A 17,451-nucleotide genomic window follows, 5' to 3' on the forward strand; every position below is an offset into this window, starting at 1 on the left:
GATCCGACACCCCTACTGTCGGTCGGAGTTCTAGCAAATCGCGCTATCCGTGGTCGCAAGCCCCCACGGGCTCGCTGCGACCATGGGTATTGCGACGGTGCGGTCAGGTGACCGTCCAGCTCACAGCGGCCGGGTTCTCGCGGGACTTGTCTGGAGCCACCGCCACCCCATGCCGGTCCGGCTCAAGCTGATCAACGCCCCGAATCCCATCAGTGGCGGCAAGCAGGATCTCCTGGTTCACGTCGGACACTCGCTGCCAGGTGCCGAACCAGTCCAACGTGACGACTCCGACCAACCCCGATCTCAACGGTCGCGCGAAGAACGAGTTCGCGAGTCGGTCGCCGAGCCTGTCGACGAAGAGCATGGGGTTTCGGGTGCCGTGATCCGCCAGGAGAAGGCGACGGTCGGTGGCTCGCTCGGCGCCCCCCGAGGTCGAGCAAGCGCTGACGGCCGCGACCGGCGGGTGCGGCTGCTCGAGCCAGACGGAGCCGACCTTGCCTGACCCAGCGCTCGCTTTGCTCGCGCTGCTCGGGCTCGAGCGTGTGCTCTAGGAACGCATTTCGAGCTGCTCGGGTCGCGTCAGCGATCGGAGGATGGCTTGGTCTTGGGTGGACGAATTCATGTACAATGGTTCGGTGCTGACGTCCGAAAAATGGAGCGGAGGCGACACGGCAGGAACAGTGTCGCGGACGCTCGACAGCAGCGTCGGCCAGAGCATCAACGTCAGTTCGACGATCACGTACAATGGCTTGGTGCTGACCTCACAGGGGGGGACCCGCGGCGACACAGCGGGCCGCGGCACGGTCTCCTCAGAGGAGGATGTCTGGGTCGTTCAGGGAGGTTGGAGTGTCCATGGAGACGGAAATGGTGCGTGGACGATGGGGCAGTTTGTCATCGCCGGGACGACGTGCGACATGGCTGCGCCGCAGCCGTATAAATGGCTATTGGGCGAGATTTCGACTTTGCTGCACGAAGAAGGCCATCAGGATCAGGCATTTTGGTTGGGTGGCCTCTATCTTCCCGTGGCGGGGATCCTCTATGGTGCAGCGGCGGCTCATCACGCACTGGATCAGATAGACCCCGAGCCCCGTGGGTTCCTGTTTCCGACCAACACCCTGGACTCTTGGGCCAACTATTGGGCAGGGGGGCACTAGCCGTGCGTTCCACCTCCTGGGTTGTAGCCGTGCTCGCTGCGCTCATGGCGTGCACGAACCAACGATACAAAGACGCGGTGCCCGGTGAGTGCGGGCGGGTCGAAGTGGGGGGGGACACCATCCTGCTCTACGGAATCGAAGTGCTCGACTGTGACGGCTTCCATGAAGCGGTCTCCGATGAACTCGGCAAAGGAACTGTCGCCGTGGGTTCGGGCGACTGTTTCCTAACGGGTGAAGGCACAGATGTACGCTTTACTGCGGGCGGCTGCTCCACGCTCGAGGACCAGGGGTTTGTGGACTGGATGGTGCCAGGTGCCATCAGCGACGACACGATGGTGCCGAATCGAAACGACCGAGGGGAGATCACGGCAAACCTCTTCATCTCGAATGGTTGGCATGCCAGCAATCTGCAGGAGCGGCTGATCCTCGGAGGGGTAGCGCGGGCCTCTTGCACCGTTAGTGTAGATGGTGACACATGTCGTCGCCTTCTCTACTGTGATGGGATCCGGATTGAGCGGTATCCTGACGACGAATCGGACTGAGCGCGGCAAGCCAGCTCGCCATGTGAGGTTCGGGCTGGGACGGGAGATGCCTCCCCGGAATAGACACAGGCTCGCAGGGTGCTCCTCTTGACGTTGTCAGGCCACGGCGCTGTTGGTTAGCATCGCGGACTGGTTTGACTTCGGGATACGAACGGGAAACGCGTGAAACCGCTTCAGCTCGCACCGTGGGTAGGGCTGTTGGTTTGTGTCGAACAGTCGTCACATTGTAGGCTGGACACTGCTATGGATGTCGTGCGCGGTGCGGCATGTCGCGCTGCTCGGTGCCGCACCACTGGCGGTGCTGATTGTTACGAGGGTCAGCCGATGGCCGGCCCAGGGCGGTGGCCTGCCGCTGCCGCCTGGTGGGGGACGCTGACAACCCGACATCGTGCTGCTTGTGTGTCGGGACCGTTGCACTCTACAGTCGGGGCTTCGTGCTGTTGGTCGACCTCAGCCTGACCTTGCGGTCCGCCAGCCTGGCGACCGGGCGCGCCCTCCAAGCTGCAGCGTTCGCGTTTGCGTTCGCGCTCGTGTTCGCCCTCGTAGCTTGCCCGAGCGCCGAGCAATCCCGCGAGCCCGCCCCGCCGAGCTGCTTCGAGGTCGTGCAGTGGCTGGGCCCAGAAATTTGCAACTGGGCGGCCCACGTGACGGTCAGCGGCTGCATCCAGGCCGACTCCGTGGATCTTCGCTACTCGTTCGCGAGCTACATGCCTTGCGGGCCAGACGAGCAAGTGAACGAGCTGCGCTATGGACACGGCGATCTCGACTGGGAGGGACGGCTCGCGGGCGCGTGTCCGAGCGAGCTGCGCCGCCTGCTCGTCCCCGAGCCCTCCGACTCCAATTCGGACCTATTCGTCAGCCTCCTGTCCGACGACGGGACGAAGTTGCAGACGTGGCGCTCGCGGACCGACTGGCGTCTGCTGCTGCGCGAACTCGACTTTGCAGCGAAGGAGCTCAGTGGCTGGGTCGGGGAGCCACTGCCTTCGCCCAGCGCGAGCGCCCACGGCGAGACGCTCACACTGCAACACGAGCCGACGATCTGCTCGGTGACGCTGACCCACGAGCGCGCGGGTGAGCGCACGAGTTGCACGATGCCCTCGTCAGACTTTCGACGGTTGGTCGAGCCCAATGCGGATGCTTGGTGGTACGCCGCGGAGGTCAACGACGCGATGTGGACACGCCTGCGAGACGCCGCCGACTGCTCAGGCTAAACCCGGAGCCGGCCCTCGAAGTCGCGCCGCTAGTCCGTTCGCCGCCCGGCGAGGATCTGCACGAACGATCGCATGCGCAGCTCCTCCTGGGTCAGCCCCGTGACCGCGATCTCCTCCAGCGACACAGCCCCACATCCGAGCGCGCGCAAGAAGTAGTTGAGCAACCCCTGACCGGTCGCCGCGTCGTCGAACACGTCGCCGACCAGCGTGGCCTTGGCGGCCTGCTCGATGAAGTTGCGCAGGCGCTTGGCCGCCGGCTCGAAGCCCTCGAGGAAGAACGCGTAGCAGGCCGCGTAGCGGATCGGCAGCTGCGCTGGGTGCAGATCCCACCCCTGGTAGTAGCCGCGCGTCAGCGAGCGACGCACGTGCCGATGGCACAGTCGCCAGGCCGCGTGCACGGCCGCCCGGTTCTCACGGGTCTGCTCGGAGGTGAGATCACCGCCGCGGTGGAGCGGCACGGGCATGACGTTGGTGGCTCCGTCCGACAAGAACACGCCGGTCTCGGCGAACGCGGCCTTCATGAGATCCAGCGCGAAGTCGCAGGCCGGGTGATCCATGCGCTGGTGCGCGGCCGTGACCCCGTAGCTGGCGGTGAAGTCGTAGGTGCCAAAGTGGGCGGCGACGCAGCGACCCTCGGCGGCGGTCAGCAGCTGCGGGAGCAGCAGCTGGCCGCGCTCGTCGAACAGGCCATGGGCCAGCTCGATCATCAGCTCGAGCTTCAAGCTGCCCGGCGCGAGGCTGTGGCGGCGCTCGAGCAGCTCGAACGCGCGGACCAGGGTCGTGACCTGCTCGGGCACGGAGATCTTGGGCAGCGTGACCACGAAGTTGTCGGGCAGGGCTCCGTTGGCGCGCGCGACCGTGGTGACGAACAGATCGAGGGTCCGCAGCGAGCGGGCCAGCAGCGCGCCCTCGAGCGGCTTGATCCGGATCCCGCAAAACGGCGGGAGCGTGCCGTCGACCATGCCCGCGGCGACCTCCTGCGCGGCGCCGACGGCCGTGGCGTCTTCTTCGTCGTCGGGGCGGTTGCCGTAGCCGTCCTCGAAGTCGAGCCGGAAGTCCTCGACCGGCTCGGTCTCGAGCTTGCCGCGCACGCGATCGTAGACGGCGATCGCCAGCCAGGTGTTGGGGTCGTCGCGGCGCAGGGCGTCGGGATCCGTGATGTACAGCGACTTGGCGGCGGACTCGTCACGGGTCAGCTCGCCGGCGCCGGGCAGGCCCAGCGCGCGCGCGAAGGTGAACGGATCGGGCGCGAAATTATCGAGGCTGCGCAGCGCCAGCTCGCCCAGCTTGGCGGCCGAGTTGCGCGAGAACAGGTGCGCGCCGCCGTAGACCACGTGCACGGGCTGGCGCGTGGGCTGCTCGCCCGGGTGGCGCGCGGCGAAGCGATCGCTGGCGGCCCCGAGCGCGGACAAGGTGGTGGTGAGCTCGCTGGCGAGGTCGCTTTGGTAGTTGATCATGGGCACGGCGTCTCAGCTCCCGCGGTAGGTCGAGTAGCCAAAAGGGTTGAGCAGCAGCGGCACGTGGTAATGGGCGCTGGTCTCGCTGACCAGAAACACGATCTCGGCCCACGGATAGAAAAACTCCGGCGTCTCGACCTGCTCGAAGTACACGGCGGTGTCGAACCGAATCCGATGCACGCCCGCGCTGAGGCTGCCGGGCTTGATCAGGTCAGTGACGCGCCCGTCCGCGTTGGTGGTGCCCTTGCCGAGCAGCTCCCAGGTTGGCTCGCCCGCGTCCAAGTCGACCCCGGAGACGCTGTAGAGGGTGACAGGGACGCCAGCCGCGGGGCACCCGAGGGCGGTGTCCAGCACGTGCGTGGTGATCGGGCTGCGCAGATCGTTCATGGCAGGGTCTCGCGGGTGAGGAGGGCTTGGAGGCGCAGGCGGGTGATCTTGGCCTGCTCGGCGGCGGCGATGCGCAGCTCCGCGTCGGGGCTGTTGCGCAGGCGAGACTCGAGGATCTCGGCCATCTGCGCGGCGCTCTTGCCAGTCGCACAGACAATGAAGATGTGTCCGTAGCAGGCTTCATAGTTCACGTTGCCGGCTCGGAGGCGCTCGAGCTCGGCCTCGGTCGCGCGCTGGGCCCCAGCCTGCTCGCTCGCAGCGGTGGCTGCCGTGCTCGCGAATTTTTCGCGCAGCGCCTGGATGTCAGCGCCGATCCGGGGGTGATGGTCGAAGGCTTCGAGGATGTCGGCGCGCTCCATGCCTGCCCAGACCTGCGCGGCGCGGGCGTAGAGCGCGTCGTCGTCGACGAACGGGCGGCTGGCGAGCATCGCGGTGACCCAGGCCGAGGCGCCACAGCAGCCGGTGAGCGCGGCGCGAGCCTCGGGCTCGGTCATGGCGTCGAGCGTCGCGGCCACGCTCACGAAGCCGCTCCCTCTCCCTCGTCTGGCTGGTCGGGCTTCTCGGGCTGGCCATACGTGCGCAGCCGGGCCACGCCGCCGTCCGGGAAGGTCTCGAGCCGCACGTGAGTGAACGGGCCGCGGGCCTCGAGCTCGCTGATGAACTCGCGGCGATCGGGGCCCAGCGGGTGCTCGGCGAAGATCCGCTGCCAGCGATCCGCGGCGATCGACGAGGGCGGCAGCACCTCGTGCCAGCCACCGTGCGAGCGGTCTTGGCCGAGCAGATCGGCCAGCCGTGCCCCAGGCGCGTGGACTCCCCACAGCGAGCAGCGCTGGGCGTGGTTGCCGTGAAAGTGACCAGTGTCGACCTCGATCAACCGCAGGCTCCCGGGCGCGCCGAGCTCGAGCAGGATCCAGTCGTGACCGGGCCCGCGCTTGCGTCGGGTCTCCCAGCCGCCGCCCATGTACGTCGAGCGACCGGGCGCGATCAGGTTGTTCATCGGCGCGAAGAACATGTCGCTGCAGGCCAGGGCCCGGCCGCCGTTGCGCAGCGCGGCCAGATCCACGTCGCCGCCGGCGAGGTCGGGATGGACAGCTTGGTCGGGCTGGCGATCCCAGCTGGGGATCACCCGGCCCATGGCGCGCAGTCGGGCCACGCCGCCGTCGGGGGTGATCGTCAGGCGCAGGTGGGTGATCGGGCGTGCCTCGGTGATCGTGAACAAGTTGTGGCTGCCGGGCGCCAGGGCGGACTGCTCGAGCACCGGAAACCACTGATCGGCATCAGGTCCAGGCAGGGCGTCGAGTGAGCGGGCGTCGGGGCAGTGGCACGCGTCGACCCGCGCGAGCGGGGCGTGGTTGCCGAGGAAGTGGCTGGTGTCGAGATTGAGCGCGCGCAGCTGCCCGCGCACGCCCAGCTGGATCACGCACCAATCTTCACCGACCGATCGACGCCGCCGGCTCTCCCAGCCGTCCATCCACTTGCCGCGCTCGGTGTAGCGATCGGGTTCGAAGATCGCCGGGGTCGGCGTGAGCAGGTTCGCGGCCTCGGCGAAGAACTCGTTGCTGCAGCCGAGCACGTGGGCGCCGAAGCTGGCGCTGGCGAGATCGACGAGGGCGGGGAAGCTAGGGGCGGGCGGGGCGGTGATCATGAGGTGCGAAGCAGCGGGCGACCGCGGGGGGCCGCGGCGAACGGGGGGATGCGATCTTCAGCGTAGATCAGCTGGCCGCGCAACCATGTGCGGTGGATCCGTCCGCGCACGCGTCGGCCGAGCCACGGCGAGACCTTGTGGCGAAAGTGCAGGTGCTCGGGGCCAACGGTGAATTCGTGATCGGGATCAAACGCGAACAGATCGGCGTCGTGGCCCCGGGCGATCGCGCCCTTGTGACCGGCGAGCCCGGTCATGCGTGCAGGGGCGACGCTCATCCACTCGACGACCGAGCGAAGCTCGACGCCGCGCCGCGCCGCCTCGGCCCACACGCTCGACAGCCCGAGCGAGAGCGAGGCGATGCCGCCCCACGCCTGCGTGAAGCCGCCGGCCTTGAGGTCGGGTGTGCACGGCGAGTGATCGGTGACGACGAGATCGATGACACCCTCGCGCAGCGCGGCCCACAGCCCCTCGCGGTTGTCGGCCTCGCGCACTGGCGGCGCGCACTTGAACAGGGTCGCGTCGTGCGGGACCTCTTCGGCGCACAGGCACAGGTAGTGGGGGCAGGTCTCGACGGTGATCGGCAGGCCCTCGGCCCGAGCCGCGCGCAGCATCGGGATCGCGCTGGCGGCCGAGAGGTGGACGATGTGCACGGCGCAGCCGGTCTCGCGGCACAGCCGGATCAGCAGGGCGATCGCGGCCTCCTCCCACGCGGCCGGGCGGGCGTGCAGCCAGGACTCATAGCGACCGGGATCCAGGCTCGAGCTGTCGGGCGCGGGACCCTCGATCTCGGCGTGGGCCAACAGCGGGATCTTGGCGGTAGCGAGGGCGACCATCGCCTCGCGCAGGGTCGCCTCGTCGCTGGCGGGGAACTCGTCGATCCCCGAGTCACACAGGAACGCCTTGGCGCCCAGGATCCCGCGCGCAGCCAGACCCGGGAGCTCACCCGCGTTGCCCGGGACCACGCCGCCCCAGAACCCCGCGTCGATCCACAGGCAGCCGCGGCAGTCGGCCAGCTTGGCCTCCAGGCCCGCGACCGTGGTGGTCACGGGCAGGCAGTTGAGCGGCATGTCGACGAGGGTCGTGACGCCCCCGGCCGCGGCCGCGGCGGTGGCGGTGTCGAACCCCTCCCAGTGGGTGCGGCCGGGCTGGTTGACGTGGACATGGCAGTCGACCAGACCGGGCAGCAGCGCGAGCTCGCCGAGATCCTCGCGCGGGAGGCCGGTGGGGACGGCCGCGAGCTCGACGACGTCGAGAATTTGATCGCCCTCGATGATGACCCCCGCTGGCCCGACGCCATCGGGGGTCATGACGCGCTCGCTGGTGATGACGTGGCGATCGCTAGGTTGGGTGCTCATGTCAGGGGAGGGGGGCGACCGCGTTGACGTTTGCGCCCTGGGCGATCCAGGCCGCGATGATCTCGCGCTCTTCATCGGTCATCTGGGTTTGATTGGCCAGCGGCATGGTCCGGGCGATCACGACCACGCTGTTGATGCGCGGGGCCAGGCGCGCGATGTGCTTGGGATCGTCGAACATGACCCCCTGCGGGGCGGCCTTGTAGGCGGCGTGGGTCGGCGCCGCGGAGTGACAGGTCACGCAGCGATTCCCGACGATCGTGCGCACCTCTTCAAACGCGACGGGGCGGTAGTCCGCGTAGCTCTTGGGCTTGGTCACGAACGCCAGCGCGAGCATGGCCACGGCCGCGGCCGGCAGCAGCCACACGTTGGAGACCCCGCGCCCGCGCAGGTTGAACCAGTGGCGGGTCCCCCCGCCGATCAGCGACAGCGCCGCGAGGATCACCCAGCTCCACGCGTGGCCGTAGGTGAACGGAAAGTGGTTGCTGATCATGATGAACAGCACCGGGAGCGTCATGTAGTTGTTGTGGAGCGAGCGCTGGCCCGCGTCGTGGTTCCACTTGGGATCGGGCGGTGTGCCAGCGACCATCGCCGCGACGGTCTTGCGCTGGTTGGGGATGATCACGAAGAACACGTTGGCCGCCATCATGGTCCCGAGCATGGCGCCCACGTGAATGTAGGCCGCGCGGCTGCCAAAGGTCGTGAACAGGCCATAGGCGACGCCGGTCATGGCCGCGAAGCCGAGCAGCGCGAACACCCCGGTCATCCGGCCCAGCGGCGAGCGGCAGGCGAGGTCGTAGGCCAGCCAGCCCAGGACCAGCGAGCCCACGCCGATCCCGACCGCGACCGCTGGCGTCAGCTCGCGGACCGCCGCGTCGACCAAAAACTGATCGCTGTCGAGGTAGTAGACCAAGGTCAACAACAGGGCGCCCGTGATCCAGGTCAGGTACGCCTCCCACTTGAACCAGTGCAGGACCTTGGGCAGCTGCTCGGGCGCGACCTTGTACTTGAGCACCCGATAGAAGTGCCCGCCGTGGATCGACCACAGCTCGCCGTCGACCCCGTCGCCGCCGACCCCATCCGGGTGCTCGGGCGCCCTTATGTGGTTGTTGAGCCAGTTGAAGTAAAAAGACGTCCCGATCCAGGCCGCGCCGAAGATCAGGTGGGCCCAGCGGACCACGAGCTCGAGCCAGTCGATGGCGTAGGTTCCCATGCGCGTGGGTGGGATGATTACACGAGTTCAGGCAGCTTTGGGCGCCCCAGGCTGGTCTCAGGCTGTTATCAGCTCGGGCGAGCCTCCTCGCCCGCTTGCATGCGCCATTCGTGAACTGGGTCACCGATGGGCAGCGACTACATCTGACGGTGCTCGGCGAGCGTGCAGCGATCCTGAACGACCTCGATCCCGGCGGCGATCAGCTGCGCGGCGACCTCGTCGTTGCGGATCCCGAGCTGAAACCACACGACTCGAGGTGCCGGCTGCATGCCGAGGAGATCGTCGAGGTGTTGGGGCAGGGCGCGCGGGGCACGAAACACGTCGACGATGTCGATCGGCTCGCCCAGACTCGACCCCAGACCAGACAGGTTGGGCTCGAAGCGCGCACCCCAGCGTGACTCGCCCACGTGCAGAGGGTTGACCGGGATGATCCGGTAGCCGACCGAGTGCAGGTAGTCGGGCACGTAGTAGGCCGGGCGCTCGGGCTCGAGCGAGGCGCCGAGCACCGCGATGGTCTTCGCCTGGGCCAAGATCTCGCGGACGCGCTCGGTGCTGCGAACCTCGCCGACGACGCTCATGTCTGACCCCATCCGCCAGGACCCTGTTGCCCCTGTGGTCCTGGAGGCTGGCCCCAGTGGCCCGGTTGGTTGACCGGCGGCTGCTGAGCTTGGGGATAGTGGTGGTGCTGCGGGGACGGGTGGTGCGGGTGCGGGGCTGCGTACTGGGGTGGCTGAGCCGCGTACTGGGGCGGTGGCGTGTACTGGGGCTGCGACCACGCCTGCTGACCCCACGCGCCTTCGGCTTGCTGCCAGTTGGGCTGAGTCGGCGCGTGGGTTTTTACTCGGGCGTTGCAGTAGGGGCAGGTGAGCTGCTCACCCTCGAACACGATCTGATTGCCCAATGACCCACCGCAGCTCTGGCAGCGCTCGGCGATCTGGCCCCCGCGTGACAGCCGATCGAGCCGCAGGTAGCGACCGCTCGGCCGGTGCATGACGAGCGGGAGCTGATACTTGGCGATGTCGCGGTTGAGCAGGGCCTGGGCCTCCGCGGGGGTCTTGCCGATGTGGGCGCCGAGCTCGTTGATCGAGAACGCGTCGTGCGAGCGGACGAAGCCGACCATCTGCTCCTCCAGGGCGGTGCGCCGCTGGCTGAGCAGACCGTTGCGGAGCAGCAGGCCACCCGGCGCGCCGAACATCACCGCGAGCATCACCAGCCCGGCGACGGCGCTCCCGTTCCCCTCGAACGCGGCGAACGGGATCGCCACCACGAACAGCCCGCCCGGTATGAGCAGCAGCGAACCGAGCACCTTGAGCAGGGTGTGCACGTCCGCAGCTTACCAGCTCGAGAACTAATTTCAGCTCGGGCGAGGCTCCTCACCCGAGCTGATACCTGCAAGCGGGCGAGGAGCCTCGCCCGAGCTGAAAACAAAGCAGCCTCAGCTTTGGGTGACTTCGATCGTGCCAGGCCCGCCGGCCGTGCTGTCGAGGCTGATGTACAGGGTCTGGCCCTCGGCCAGCTCGATGTTCAGGCTCGGCGTGGGCACACAGTCGGCTGGGACATACGGGAAGCAGTCGTAGGTGTCGAATTCGAGCAGCCAGCCGTCGATGCTGGGGGCGACGAGCTCGAAGTCGAAGGTCCCCGCCGACGGCGCGGTGAACTGGTAGACGGCGTCGGGGCCGGAGCCGGACTGCGAGCCGCAGGTTGACGTGAAGGTGTTGCCTGCGTCGGTGAGGTCGATCGGGTTGCTGCCGACGCTCAAGACCGCGGACTCGTTCGACTCGGGGCACACGGGGGGCCCGCCGTAGTCGGCCCCGCCCTCCTCGAAGGTCTCTTGGGTGTCACCGTCGCCGTCGCCGAGGGTCGTGCCGCTCTCGGTCTCGGCGCTGGTCGTCGCGGCGTTGGTCTCGCTGTCGCCCGGGTCGCCCGGCTCCGTGCACCCGAGCAAGCTCAAGCCCGCCGCGAGCGCGACCGTGGAGATCCTCTGCGTGGTCGGGGCGGGCACGGCCGCGAGTGGGACCTCGCAGAACGGGCAGCTGAGCGAGTCGGCGCGGACGTGTCGATGGCAACCTGAACAAGGAATCATTTCCCGATCGTAGCAGGCTTTCATCCGCTCGGGCCAGGCTTCTGGCCCGCTTGCGGGCAGCTTTTTGTACTGGATCGCTCGTGGGGAGGGGAGCGAAAGTCAGTAGTGCCATGAGTATGCGTTCTCGATCACGAAGTCGCGCGGATGCGGGGCGGGGATTCGGATGAACCCGACTCGGTCGTGCTCGACCGGCTCTAGCTCGATCTGACAGTCCGGCTTGCAGCGCAAGGTGGGCATGTAGTGGTAGCGCAGGACCACGTCCTCGTTGGTGGGGGTCCCGGTGACGGCGATCCGGTTGACGCTGGCGTCGACGCGGCCGGGGCCGTCGAGCAGGGCGATCTTCACGTTGACCCGGTACACGATCATGCCATTGACGAAGCCCTCGCGGGTCAGCAGGCGCGGGTGTTTCTCCCACCACGGGTGCAGCTCGGCCTTGGGCACGATCACCCAGCCGACCGCGTAGGTCTGCAAGTAGCGCTCGAACGCGGCGGGGTCATAGGGGGGCGGGCCCGCGCGGCGAAACCAGTTTGCGTCGCTGTGCTCGATGTTGCGGACCCTGAATCCGCCCAAGATCTGCGCGTTCGTGCGGGCCATCAGGTACTCGCCCTGGACCTGATCGGTGACCAGCCAGCGCGACTGTCCGTCGTCGTGTTGGTCGACCCACGCGATCAGCTGCTCCCAGTCGTCCTGCTGATCGTAGCGGTAGCTGGGCGTGTAGGCGTGGCCGAGGGTGTTCATGAGGATCTCGACGCCGTCCTCGACCTTCTGGGTGGGCGTCATCGATGGCGCAAAGAAGTAGGCGGCGTCGCGGACCAACAGCAGGGTCGCGAGCGTGGCCAGGATCAGCATCAGCGCGGGCCCGGGTCGACCGGTCGCGCGGTCACGCCACGGTCGGGCGCTCAGGGTCTGCGCGAGCCACCAGCCGGCCGGGATCGTCAGCGCGAACCCAAGCGGGAGCGCGTGGCGGTACGGCTGGATCTGCGCGGCCGGGGTGTAGCCGCCCAGGTAGGTCAGCGCCGCCATGCTGACGATCAGGACCATGAACGGGAGCCAGCGGCGGTCCGCGAGGCGCCGCCAGCTTCGCAGCGCGAACACGGTCGCGCCGAGGGCCAGCACCCGCACGCTGGTGTGCAGGCCGATCATGCCCTGGGTGCTGGTGTCGTGGAGCAGCCCGAGCAGGTCGTAGACCAGGAACTCGAGGCCGCCCTGCTCGTAGAACGCCGAGTCCAAAATGTAGCGGAAGAACTTCAGCGCGGTCCGAAGCCACCACAGGTTGGCGGCCAGGGTGAGCCCGGCGATGCCCCAGGTGATCGCGTGCTCAGCCCGACTCAGATCCCGCTCGACCCAGGCGGCGCGCAGGTACAGCGCCAGCATCGGGGCCACGAGGATGAAGAAGATGTACGGGTGCATGAGGTGACCGACCGCCATGCACAGGCCGCACGCGAGCGCGAGCGCGGGCCGCCGATCCTCGAGCCACCGGTAGAACAGCGCCAGCGGCAGCAGGGCGAAGTACGACACCTGCACGTAGGTGATCGTGCCGATGAACCACATCCAGTGAGTGAACGAGTCGAACGACCACAGCAGCACGCACAGCGCGGTGCTCGTGAGCGCCGGCCAGCGAGCAAACCCGAACACGCGCGCGGCCGCGTACACGACAACGGGCATGCTCAGGTGCACGGCCAGCACGTAGCCGTTGTAGGCCCGGCCCTGGCCGACGCCGAGCTTGGTCAGCGCGTGGGTCCACAGCTCCCAGCCCTTGACGTCGGCGTCGAACAGCACGCCGTTGGGCGCCCCCGCGAGCAGTTGCACGTCGTAGACCCAGTGCTGGCCGAACTGCGTCAGGCCCTCGAGCACGTGGCGCACCTGGTTGGCGTGGGTCGCGAAGTCGCCGCGCGTGAACGGGTGCTCCGGGAGCGGAAGCGCGGTCGCAAAGAAGTACTTCACCAGCGCCACGTGGACGCCGAGCACGACCAGCGCCGCGAGCAAAAACGGGATGTGCGCGAGGACCCGGAGCTGCGAGCGCGCGGGGGACTCGCTCACTGGCCGCCCCCGAAGTACACGAACGCGGCCTCGGCCAGGAACGCCAGCCCGAGGCTGAGCCGGACCTGATTCCAGTAGCGATCGACCTGGTCGAGCCGCAGGGGGATCAGCGCGGCGACCAGCGGCAGCGGGGCGATCCACCAGCTGAAGCACGCGCCCGCGTAGAGCCCGGCGACCACCATCAGCGCGCGGGCCAGCGCGTGGGCGCGCGGGCGACCCAGGACCACCGCCGTGGTCCGCACGCCCGCGGTCTTGTCGGCGTCGTGATCCCGCATGACCTGGATCGACTCGAACACGCCCGAGAACAGGCCGAGCTGACCGAGCAGCAGCCAGCCCTCGGGGTGGCCCGGCGCGAGGCCGACCAGCGGCATCGCCACGCCCCACGCGATCATGGCGGCGACATCCAAAAACGGCACGCGCTTGAGCCCGGCCGAGTAGGCCCAGCACACCCCGCCGCCAGCCACGAGCGCGAGCAGCAGCCCGCCGCCCCACCACAGCGCCATCGCCACGAGCACGGCCAGCAACCCGAGCTGGGCGGCCAAGCCCGCGCCCAGGTGCCCGGCCAGGTACGCGTTCTTGGTCTGATCCTTGGCGGCCGAGGCCAGGTCGTCGTCGAGGTCGTACCAGTCGTTGTTGAGGTACACGAGCAGGTTGAGCACGAACGCGAACACCCCTCGAATCACAACCTCGGGCCAGCTCAGGTGACAGGCCACCGCGATCGCCAGCGCGCCCGCGATGTTGGCCATCTCGAGCCGGCGCAGGCGGAAGCTCGCCACGTCGATCAGGATCTTGAGGACGGGCGGCATCGAGGAGCTCGGATGGTCACACACTCCCGCGCCCCTGAGAACACCGCCGCAGCCGCCGCAAGGGCGAGCTCGGATCACGACGTGCGCTTGGTGATCTCGAGCGCGTCGCCCCCGTAGCCCCACGCCAGCGCCCGCTTGATCAGCGGCCGCCGATACGCGCGAGTCGAGACCAGCACGCGCATGGCTTCTTGCACGCCCAGCCGCAGCTGCGAGGGCCACACGATCGCCCGCTCGCACGCGCGCTGATAGCCGCGGACCGCCTGCGGATCCAGGCCCCGGTGAGCCAGTGCCGCGACCGCGCAGCGACCCGCGAGCGCCCCGGTGTGCAGGGCCTGCCAGATGCCCTCGCCCGACAGCGGATCGATGAAGCTGCCCGCGTCGCCGCACGCGAGCACGCCCGGTCCAGCTGGTGGCGGGGTGACGCGCGACGCCAGCGGCAGCGACCACACCCGCGGCTTGCCGTGCAGCCGCGCGCTGGCGAGCCGCGCGGGGTGCCGGGCGACGAAGCGCTCGAGCAGGGTCGCGAGCTTGGTGTGACCGCGCTCGAAGTGATCGGCGCGCTGGTACACGCCGACGTTGGCGAGCCCGTCCACGGCCGGGAACACCCAGCCGTATCCGCAGGGCAGGTCGTCCTCGAAGTAGTGGGCCGAGACGTGGTCGTCGGGGCCAGGCTCGAGCTCGTAGTAACCGGTGATCGCCACGCCAAGCCCGCGGCCACGTTGGTAGCGGCGCCCGAGGGCCGCCCACGCGAGCGAGCCTGGGCCGTCGGCGGCGATCGTGATCGGGGCCCGCCACTGCTGGGTATCGCTGGCGGCACCGACGATCTGGCCGCCCTCGACCAGCAGCCGGCGGATCTTCACGCCCTGTCGCAGCTGCGCGCTGGAGGCCTCGAGCGCGCGGCGCAGCAGATCATCGAGGTGCAGGCGCGGCACGATGTAGCCCGGCTCGTGGCCAAAGCTGCGGCTCACTCGGGTCCCGTCGGGCAACAACGCCGCGGCGGCCCGGACGATCGCGTGCGGGACCGTGTGCAGGGCATGGCTGACCCCGACGAGCTCGTCGACGACCCGCGCGCCGCGGTTGGAGATCGCGTCCCCGCAGGTCTTCGCGCGGGGAAACTGCGCTCGATCGAGCACCAGCACCCGCGCGCCCGCCCGCGTCGCGGTGATCGCCGCGGCGCACCCCGCAGGACCCGCGCCGATCACCAGCACGTCGATGGGCTCGTGCGCCACGGCGCCTCATAGCATCGAGCCGGCCAGGCTGACGAGAGAGTCGGTGAAGTCCGGGCGCAGCTGGTAGACTGCGGCGGTCATGCAGGGTTTGGCTTCGAACGATCGCTTGGGTGTGTTGCGCGGACTCGTGGGGCTGTCGCTGTGTGTCGGTCTGGTCGCGGGCCCGCTCGCGTGCACGACCGACGAAGTGGCGATGACGGCCAGCGGCGATGGTGACGGCGATGGTGACGGGACCCCCACAACCGGTGGTCCGGGCGATGGTGACCCGGGCGATGGAGATGGAGATCCCGGAGACGGCGACCCCGGCGACGGAGACGGCGAGCCCGGCGACGGAGACGGAGACGGCGACGAGGAGGTCTGCGTCGGCGTCACACCGCTGGCCAACGAGCCCCCGGGTGATGGGGACGGCGACGGTGATGGAGATGGGGACGGGGATGGGGATGGGGATGGCGACGGCGACACCGGAGAGCCGCCGTGTGACAATTGCGCCCCGCACTGGCGCCTCTACGACTTTCAGCCGCAGAGCTGCGGGTTCACCCAGTACTACGGCCTCGACTCGTTCGAGGATCGCGTGACCTTGGTGGCGCTGCTCGCTGGTTGGTGCTCCTACTGCCAAGCCCAGGCCGTCAAGATGGAGCAGATGCGGCTCGAGCTGAAGGCCGAGGGCTACGACGCGCAGCTCGTCGCGATCAACTTGATCAGCGCCGACAACGAGGAGGACCAGCAGAATCTGATCGATCGCTGCGCGTTCCCGCTGTTCCAGGACACCGCCGAGGCGGGCGCGGTCACGGCCCACGGCGGCGGCAAGGATGACATGTACATCTACGCGGCCGACGGCACCCTCGCGCTCGAGCTGCCCGTCAACGGTGAGCTGAGCACCAACCTGTCCACGGCCGAGGGCTACGACAACGTCAAGCAAGCGATCATCGGGGCGTTCTGAGCCCCCGCTCGCCCGGCGTCAAAACCACACGTCCCACCAGCCGGTCAGCGCCAAGAACACGGTGTGCTGATCGGTGGCCAGGCCGGGGTCGTCGTCGCTGCCGAGCTCGTGCTGGTAAAAGAAGCCCTCGGTCGCGGTCGAGTGATCAAACCGATACTCGGCGCGCAGCATCAGGTGATCGTAGAGCGACAGGCTCGCGGTGCCCGTGCCGCTGATCAGCCACTGGTCGACCCCGAAGAAGCGCCCGTCGCGATCGAGGGAGGCCTCGGGTCGCACGGCCAGATCGAGCTTCGCGTGCTTGGACTCGAACACGGTCCCGCGCGCAAACACGGCCCCACCGGTGTACAGCGACTGTAGCTCGTTCGCGCGCCCGGCCCGGTCGACGCCCAGATCCCAGACAGCGGCGATCGAGAAGTGGTCGTCGAAGTCGTAGATCGCCCAGGTGTCCGAGTAGACCAGCCAGTCCTTGGCCGCGAGGCTGGTGCCCTCGGGCCCAAAGTAGACGTGGGTTGCGAGGGTCACGGCGGTCGTTCCTGACCGGGGTGAGCTGACCGGGGTCGGGTCGCGGCTCCAGCTCAGACCGACCAGGCCGCTCGGCGCCGAGTTCAGATCGGCGTAGCTCTGGAACCCATTGACGACCCACCCCGACAGCTCGAACCCGCTCGGCAGCGGCTGCACGATCTTCGCGCCCGCGAGGTAGTAGGGGACCAGGTTGCTCTCCCAGGTGGTCGTGTAGTTCCAGTTGTTGCGGGTCCAGAACGAGCCGATGCCCATCGGCCCTTCGAACACGCCGGCCGCGAACACGGTCTTGGCCTTCGGGACCTCGACCCCGACGTTGCCGAGCGCGATGTGCTTGAACACCTCGGCGCCCGCGAACTTGCCGTCGTCGCCGCCCGGGATCGGCTCGCCCGAGGTCAGGGCGTCGACGGCCGCGCCCGCGTGAAAGCCCAGCTCGAAGATCCACGGCTCACCCGCGCGGGCGCGGTGGCGAATGAACGCGCCGACGTTGTTGACCGCGAGCTCGTTGGTTCGCGGGTTGGTGTACATGCCGCGGTAGACATGGTTGTCGGGGGAGTTGGAGTTGAAGCCCCACGCCACGTCGACGAACAGCTCAGCCTGCCAGCCGCGCTTGGGCTTGGCGTCGTCGGAGCTGGGTTCAGCGGGTGCGGGGTCGGGCGAGGTGTTGGGATCGGCGCGCTCACTCGACGCCGCGGCAGGGCTGTCGTCGTCCGTGCCCGCGTCCGCGTCCGCGTTGGCGACCGGCGCGATCTCGACGCGCTCGCTCGGCGCCTGAGCGTCACCCACCGCGGGCGGTGAGCTCAGCAAACATGCGATCAGCGGCGCGGTCGGCATTGGCGATAGTTAGCACGAGCACGCCCACAACGGCTGCGC

Annotated in this window: 19 protein-coding genes; 5 read left to right on the forward strand and 14 right to left on the reverse strand. The window is 68.6% G+C overall.

What is annotated here, in order from left to right:
* Positions 1 to 103: 103 nt before the first annotated feature.
* Positions 104 to 364, reverse strand: a complete 261-nt coding sequence (locus tag ENSA7_RS22720) for a hypothetical protein (RefSeq protein WP_106091426.1) — start codon at positions 362 to 364, stop codon at positions 104 to 106.
* 43 nt (positions 365 to 407) lie between these two features.
* On the opposite strand from ENSA7_RS22720, the gene ENSA7_RS44045 reads away from it, so the two are divergent.
* From ENSA7_RS44045 to ENSA7_RS22735, 4 genes are all read left to right on the forward strand, one after another.
* Positions 408 to 551: a hypothetical protein gene (locus tag ENSA7_RS44045; protein ID WP_181234012.1), complete on the forward strand. Its 144-nt coding sequence runs from the start codon at positions 408 to 410 to the stop codon at positions 549 to 551.
* Positions 552 to 608: 57 nt separating this feature from the next.
* Positions 609 to 1,154, forward strand: coding sequence for a hypothetical protein (locus ENSA7_RS22725; protein WP_146158021.1), 546 nt, complete (start codon positions 609 to 611; stop codon positions 1,152 to 1,154).
* A gap of 29 nt (positions 1,155 to 1,183) precedes the next feature.
* Positions 1,184 to 1,696, forward strand: a complete 513-nt coding sequence (locus ENSA7_RS22730) for a hypothetical protein (protein ID WP_146158022.1) — start codon at positions 1,184 to 1,186, stop codon at positions 1,694 to 1,696.
* A 434-nt stretch (positions 1,697 to 2,130) separates the two neighbouring features.
* Positions 2,131 to 2,907: a hypothetical protein gene (locus tag ENSA7_RS22735; RefSeq protein WP_146158023.1), complete on the forward strand. Its 777-nt coding sequence runs from the start codon at positions 2,131 to 2,133 to the stop codon at positions 2,905 to 2,907.
* Between the two features lie 29 nt (positions 2,908 to 2,936).
* Here the strand turns inward: ENSA7_RS22735 and ENSA7_RS22740 are convergent, their stop codons facing one another.
* The 12 genes from ENSA7_RS22740 to ENSA7_RS22795 form a co-directional block, all read right to left on the reverse strand.
* Positions 2,937 to 4,364: a DUF6986 family protein gene (locus ENSA7_RS22740; protein ID WP_106091430.1), complete on the reverse strand. Its 1,428-nt coding sequence runs from the start codon at positions 4,362 to 4,364 to the stop codon at positions 2,937 to 2,939.
* Between the two features lie 12 nt (positions 4,365 to 4,376).
* Positions 4,377 to 4,751, reverse strand: coding sequence for a hydroxyisourate hydrolase (gene uraH, locus ENSA7_RS22745; RefSeq protein WP_106091431.1), 375 nt, complete (start codon positions 4,749 to 4,751; stop codon positions 4,377 to 4,379).
* Positions 4,748 to 5,272 (reverse strand): 2-oxo-4-hydroxy-4-carboxy-5-ureidoimidazoline decarboxylase, encoded by a 525-nt coding sequence (gene uraD / locus ENSA7_RS22750; protein ID WP_244923874.1) that lies wholly within the window; start codon positions 5,270 to 5,272, stop codon positions 4,748 to 4,750. Before uraD ends, uraH begins: the two co-directional genes overlap by 4 nt.
* Complete coding sequence (gene alc / locus ENSA7_RS22755) at positions 5,269 to 6,396, reverse strand: allantoicase (RefSeq protein WP_106091432.1); 1,128 nt, start codon at positions 6,394 to 6,396, stop codon at positions 5,269 to 5,271. The genes uraD and alc overlap by 4 nt, the downstream gene beginning before the upstream one ends.
* Positions 6,393 to 7,751: an allantoinase AllB gene (gene allB / locus ENSA7_RS22760; protein ID WP_106091433.1), complete on the reverse strand. Its 1,359-nt coding sequence runs from the start codon at positions 7,749 to 7,751 to the stop codon at positions 6,393 to 6,395. The genes alc and allB overlap by 4 nt, the downstream gene beginning before the upstream one ends.
* Before the next feature lies 1 nt (position 7,752).
* A complete protein-coding gene (locus ENSA7_RS22765) occupies positions 7,753 to 8,961 on the reverse strand; it encodes a urate hydroxylase PuuD (RefSeq protein WP_106091434.1) in 1,209 nt (402 codons plus the stop codon).
* Between the two features lie 137 nt (positions 8,962 to 9,098).
* Complete coding sequence (locus tag ENSA7_RS22770; RefSeq protein ID WP_106091435.1) at positions 9,099 to 9,539, reverse strand: CoA-binding protein; 441 nt, start codon at positions 9,537 to 9,539, stop codon at positions 9,099 to 9,101.
* A complete protein-coding gene (locus ENSA7_RS22775) occupies positions 9,536 to 10,285 on the reverse strand; it encodes a hypothetical protein (RefSeq protein WP_106091436.1) in 750 nt (249 codons plus the stop codon). The genes ENSA7_RS22770 and ENSA7_RS22775 overlap by 4 nt, the downstream gene beginning before the upstream one ends.
* A gap of 111 nt (positions 10,286 to 10,396) precedes the next feature.
* The gene (locus ENSA7_RS22780) at positions 10,397 to 11,044 is read right to left on the reverse strand and encodes a hypothetical protein (protein ID WP_146158024.1); all 648 of its coding nucleotides are present in this window, start codon (positions 11,042 to 11,044) and stop codon (positions 10,397 to 10,399) included.
* A gap of 99 nt (positions 11,045 to 11,143) precedes the next feature.
* Positions 11,144 to 13,084 (reverse strand): putative glycosyltransferase family protein, encoded by a 1,941-nt coding sequence (locus ENSA7_RS22785; RefSeq protein ID WP_106091438.1) that lies wholly within the window; start codon positions 13,082 to 13,084, stop codon positions 11,144 to 11,146.
* On the reverse strand, positions 13,081 to 13,890 hold the full coding sequence (locus ENSA7_RS22790; RefSeq protein WP_106091439.1) for a UbiA family prenyltransferase: 810 nt from the start codon (positions 13,888 to 13,890) through the stop codon (positions 13,081 to 13,083). Before ENSA7_RS22790 ends, ENSA7_RS22785 begins: the two co-directional genes overlap by 4 nt.
* A gap of 74 nt (positions 13,891 to 13,964) precedes the next feature.
* Positions 13,965 to 15,119, reverse strand: a complete 1,155-nt coding sequence (locus ENSA7_RS22795; protein WP_106091440.1) for an NAD(P)/FAD-dependent oxidoreductase — start codon at positions 15,117 to 15,119, stop codon at positions 13,965 to 13,967.
* A 79-nt stretch (positions 15,120 to 15,198) separates the two neighbouring features.
* On the opposite strand from ENSA7_RS22795, the gene ENSA7_RS42450 reads away from it, so the two are divergent.
* Entirely contained in the window at positions 15,199 to 16,059 is an 861-nt protein-coding gene (locus ENSA7_RS42450; protein ID WP_146158025.1) for a peroxiredoxin family protein, read from the forward strand.
* Between the two features lie 18 nt (positions 16,060 to 16,077).
* On the opposite strand, the gene ENSA7_RS22810 is transcribed toward ENSA7_RS42450, so the two are convergent.
* Positions 16,078 to 17,412 (reverse strand): outer membrane beta-barrel protein, encoded by a 1,335-nt coding sequence (locus tag ENSA7_RS22810; protein ID WP_106091442.1) that lies wholly within the window; start codon positions 17,410 to 17,412, stop codon positions 16,078 to 16,080.
* Positions 17,413 to 17,451: the final 39 nt, after the last annotated feature.

The organism is Enhygromyxa salina, from assembly GCF_002994635.1.
Lineage (GTDB): Bacteria > Myxococcota_A > Polyangia > Nannocystales > Nannocystaceae > Plesiocystis > Plesiocystis salina_B.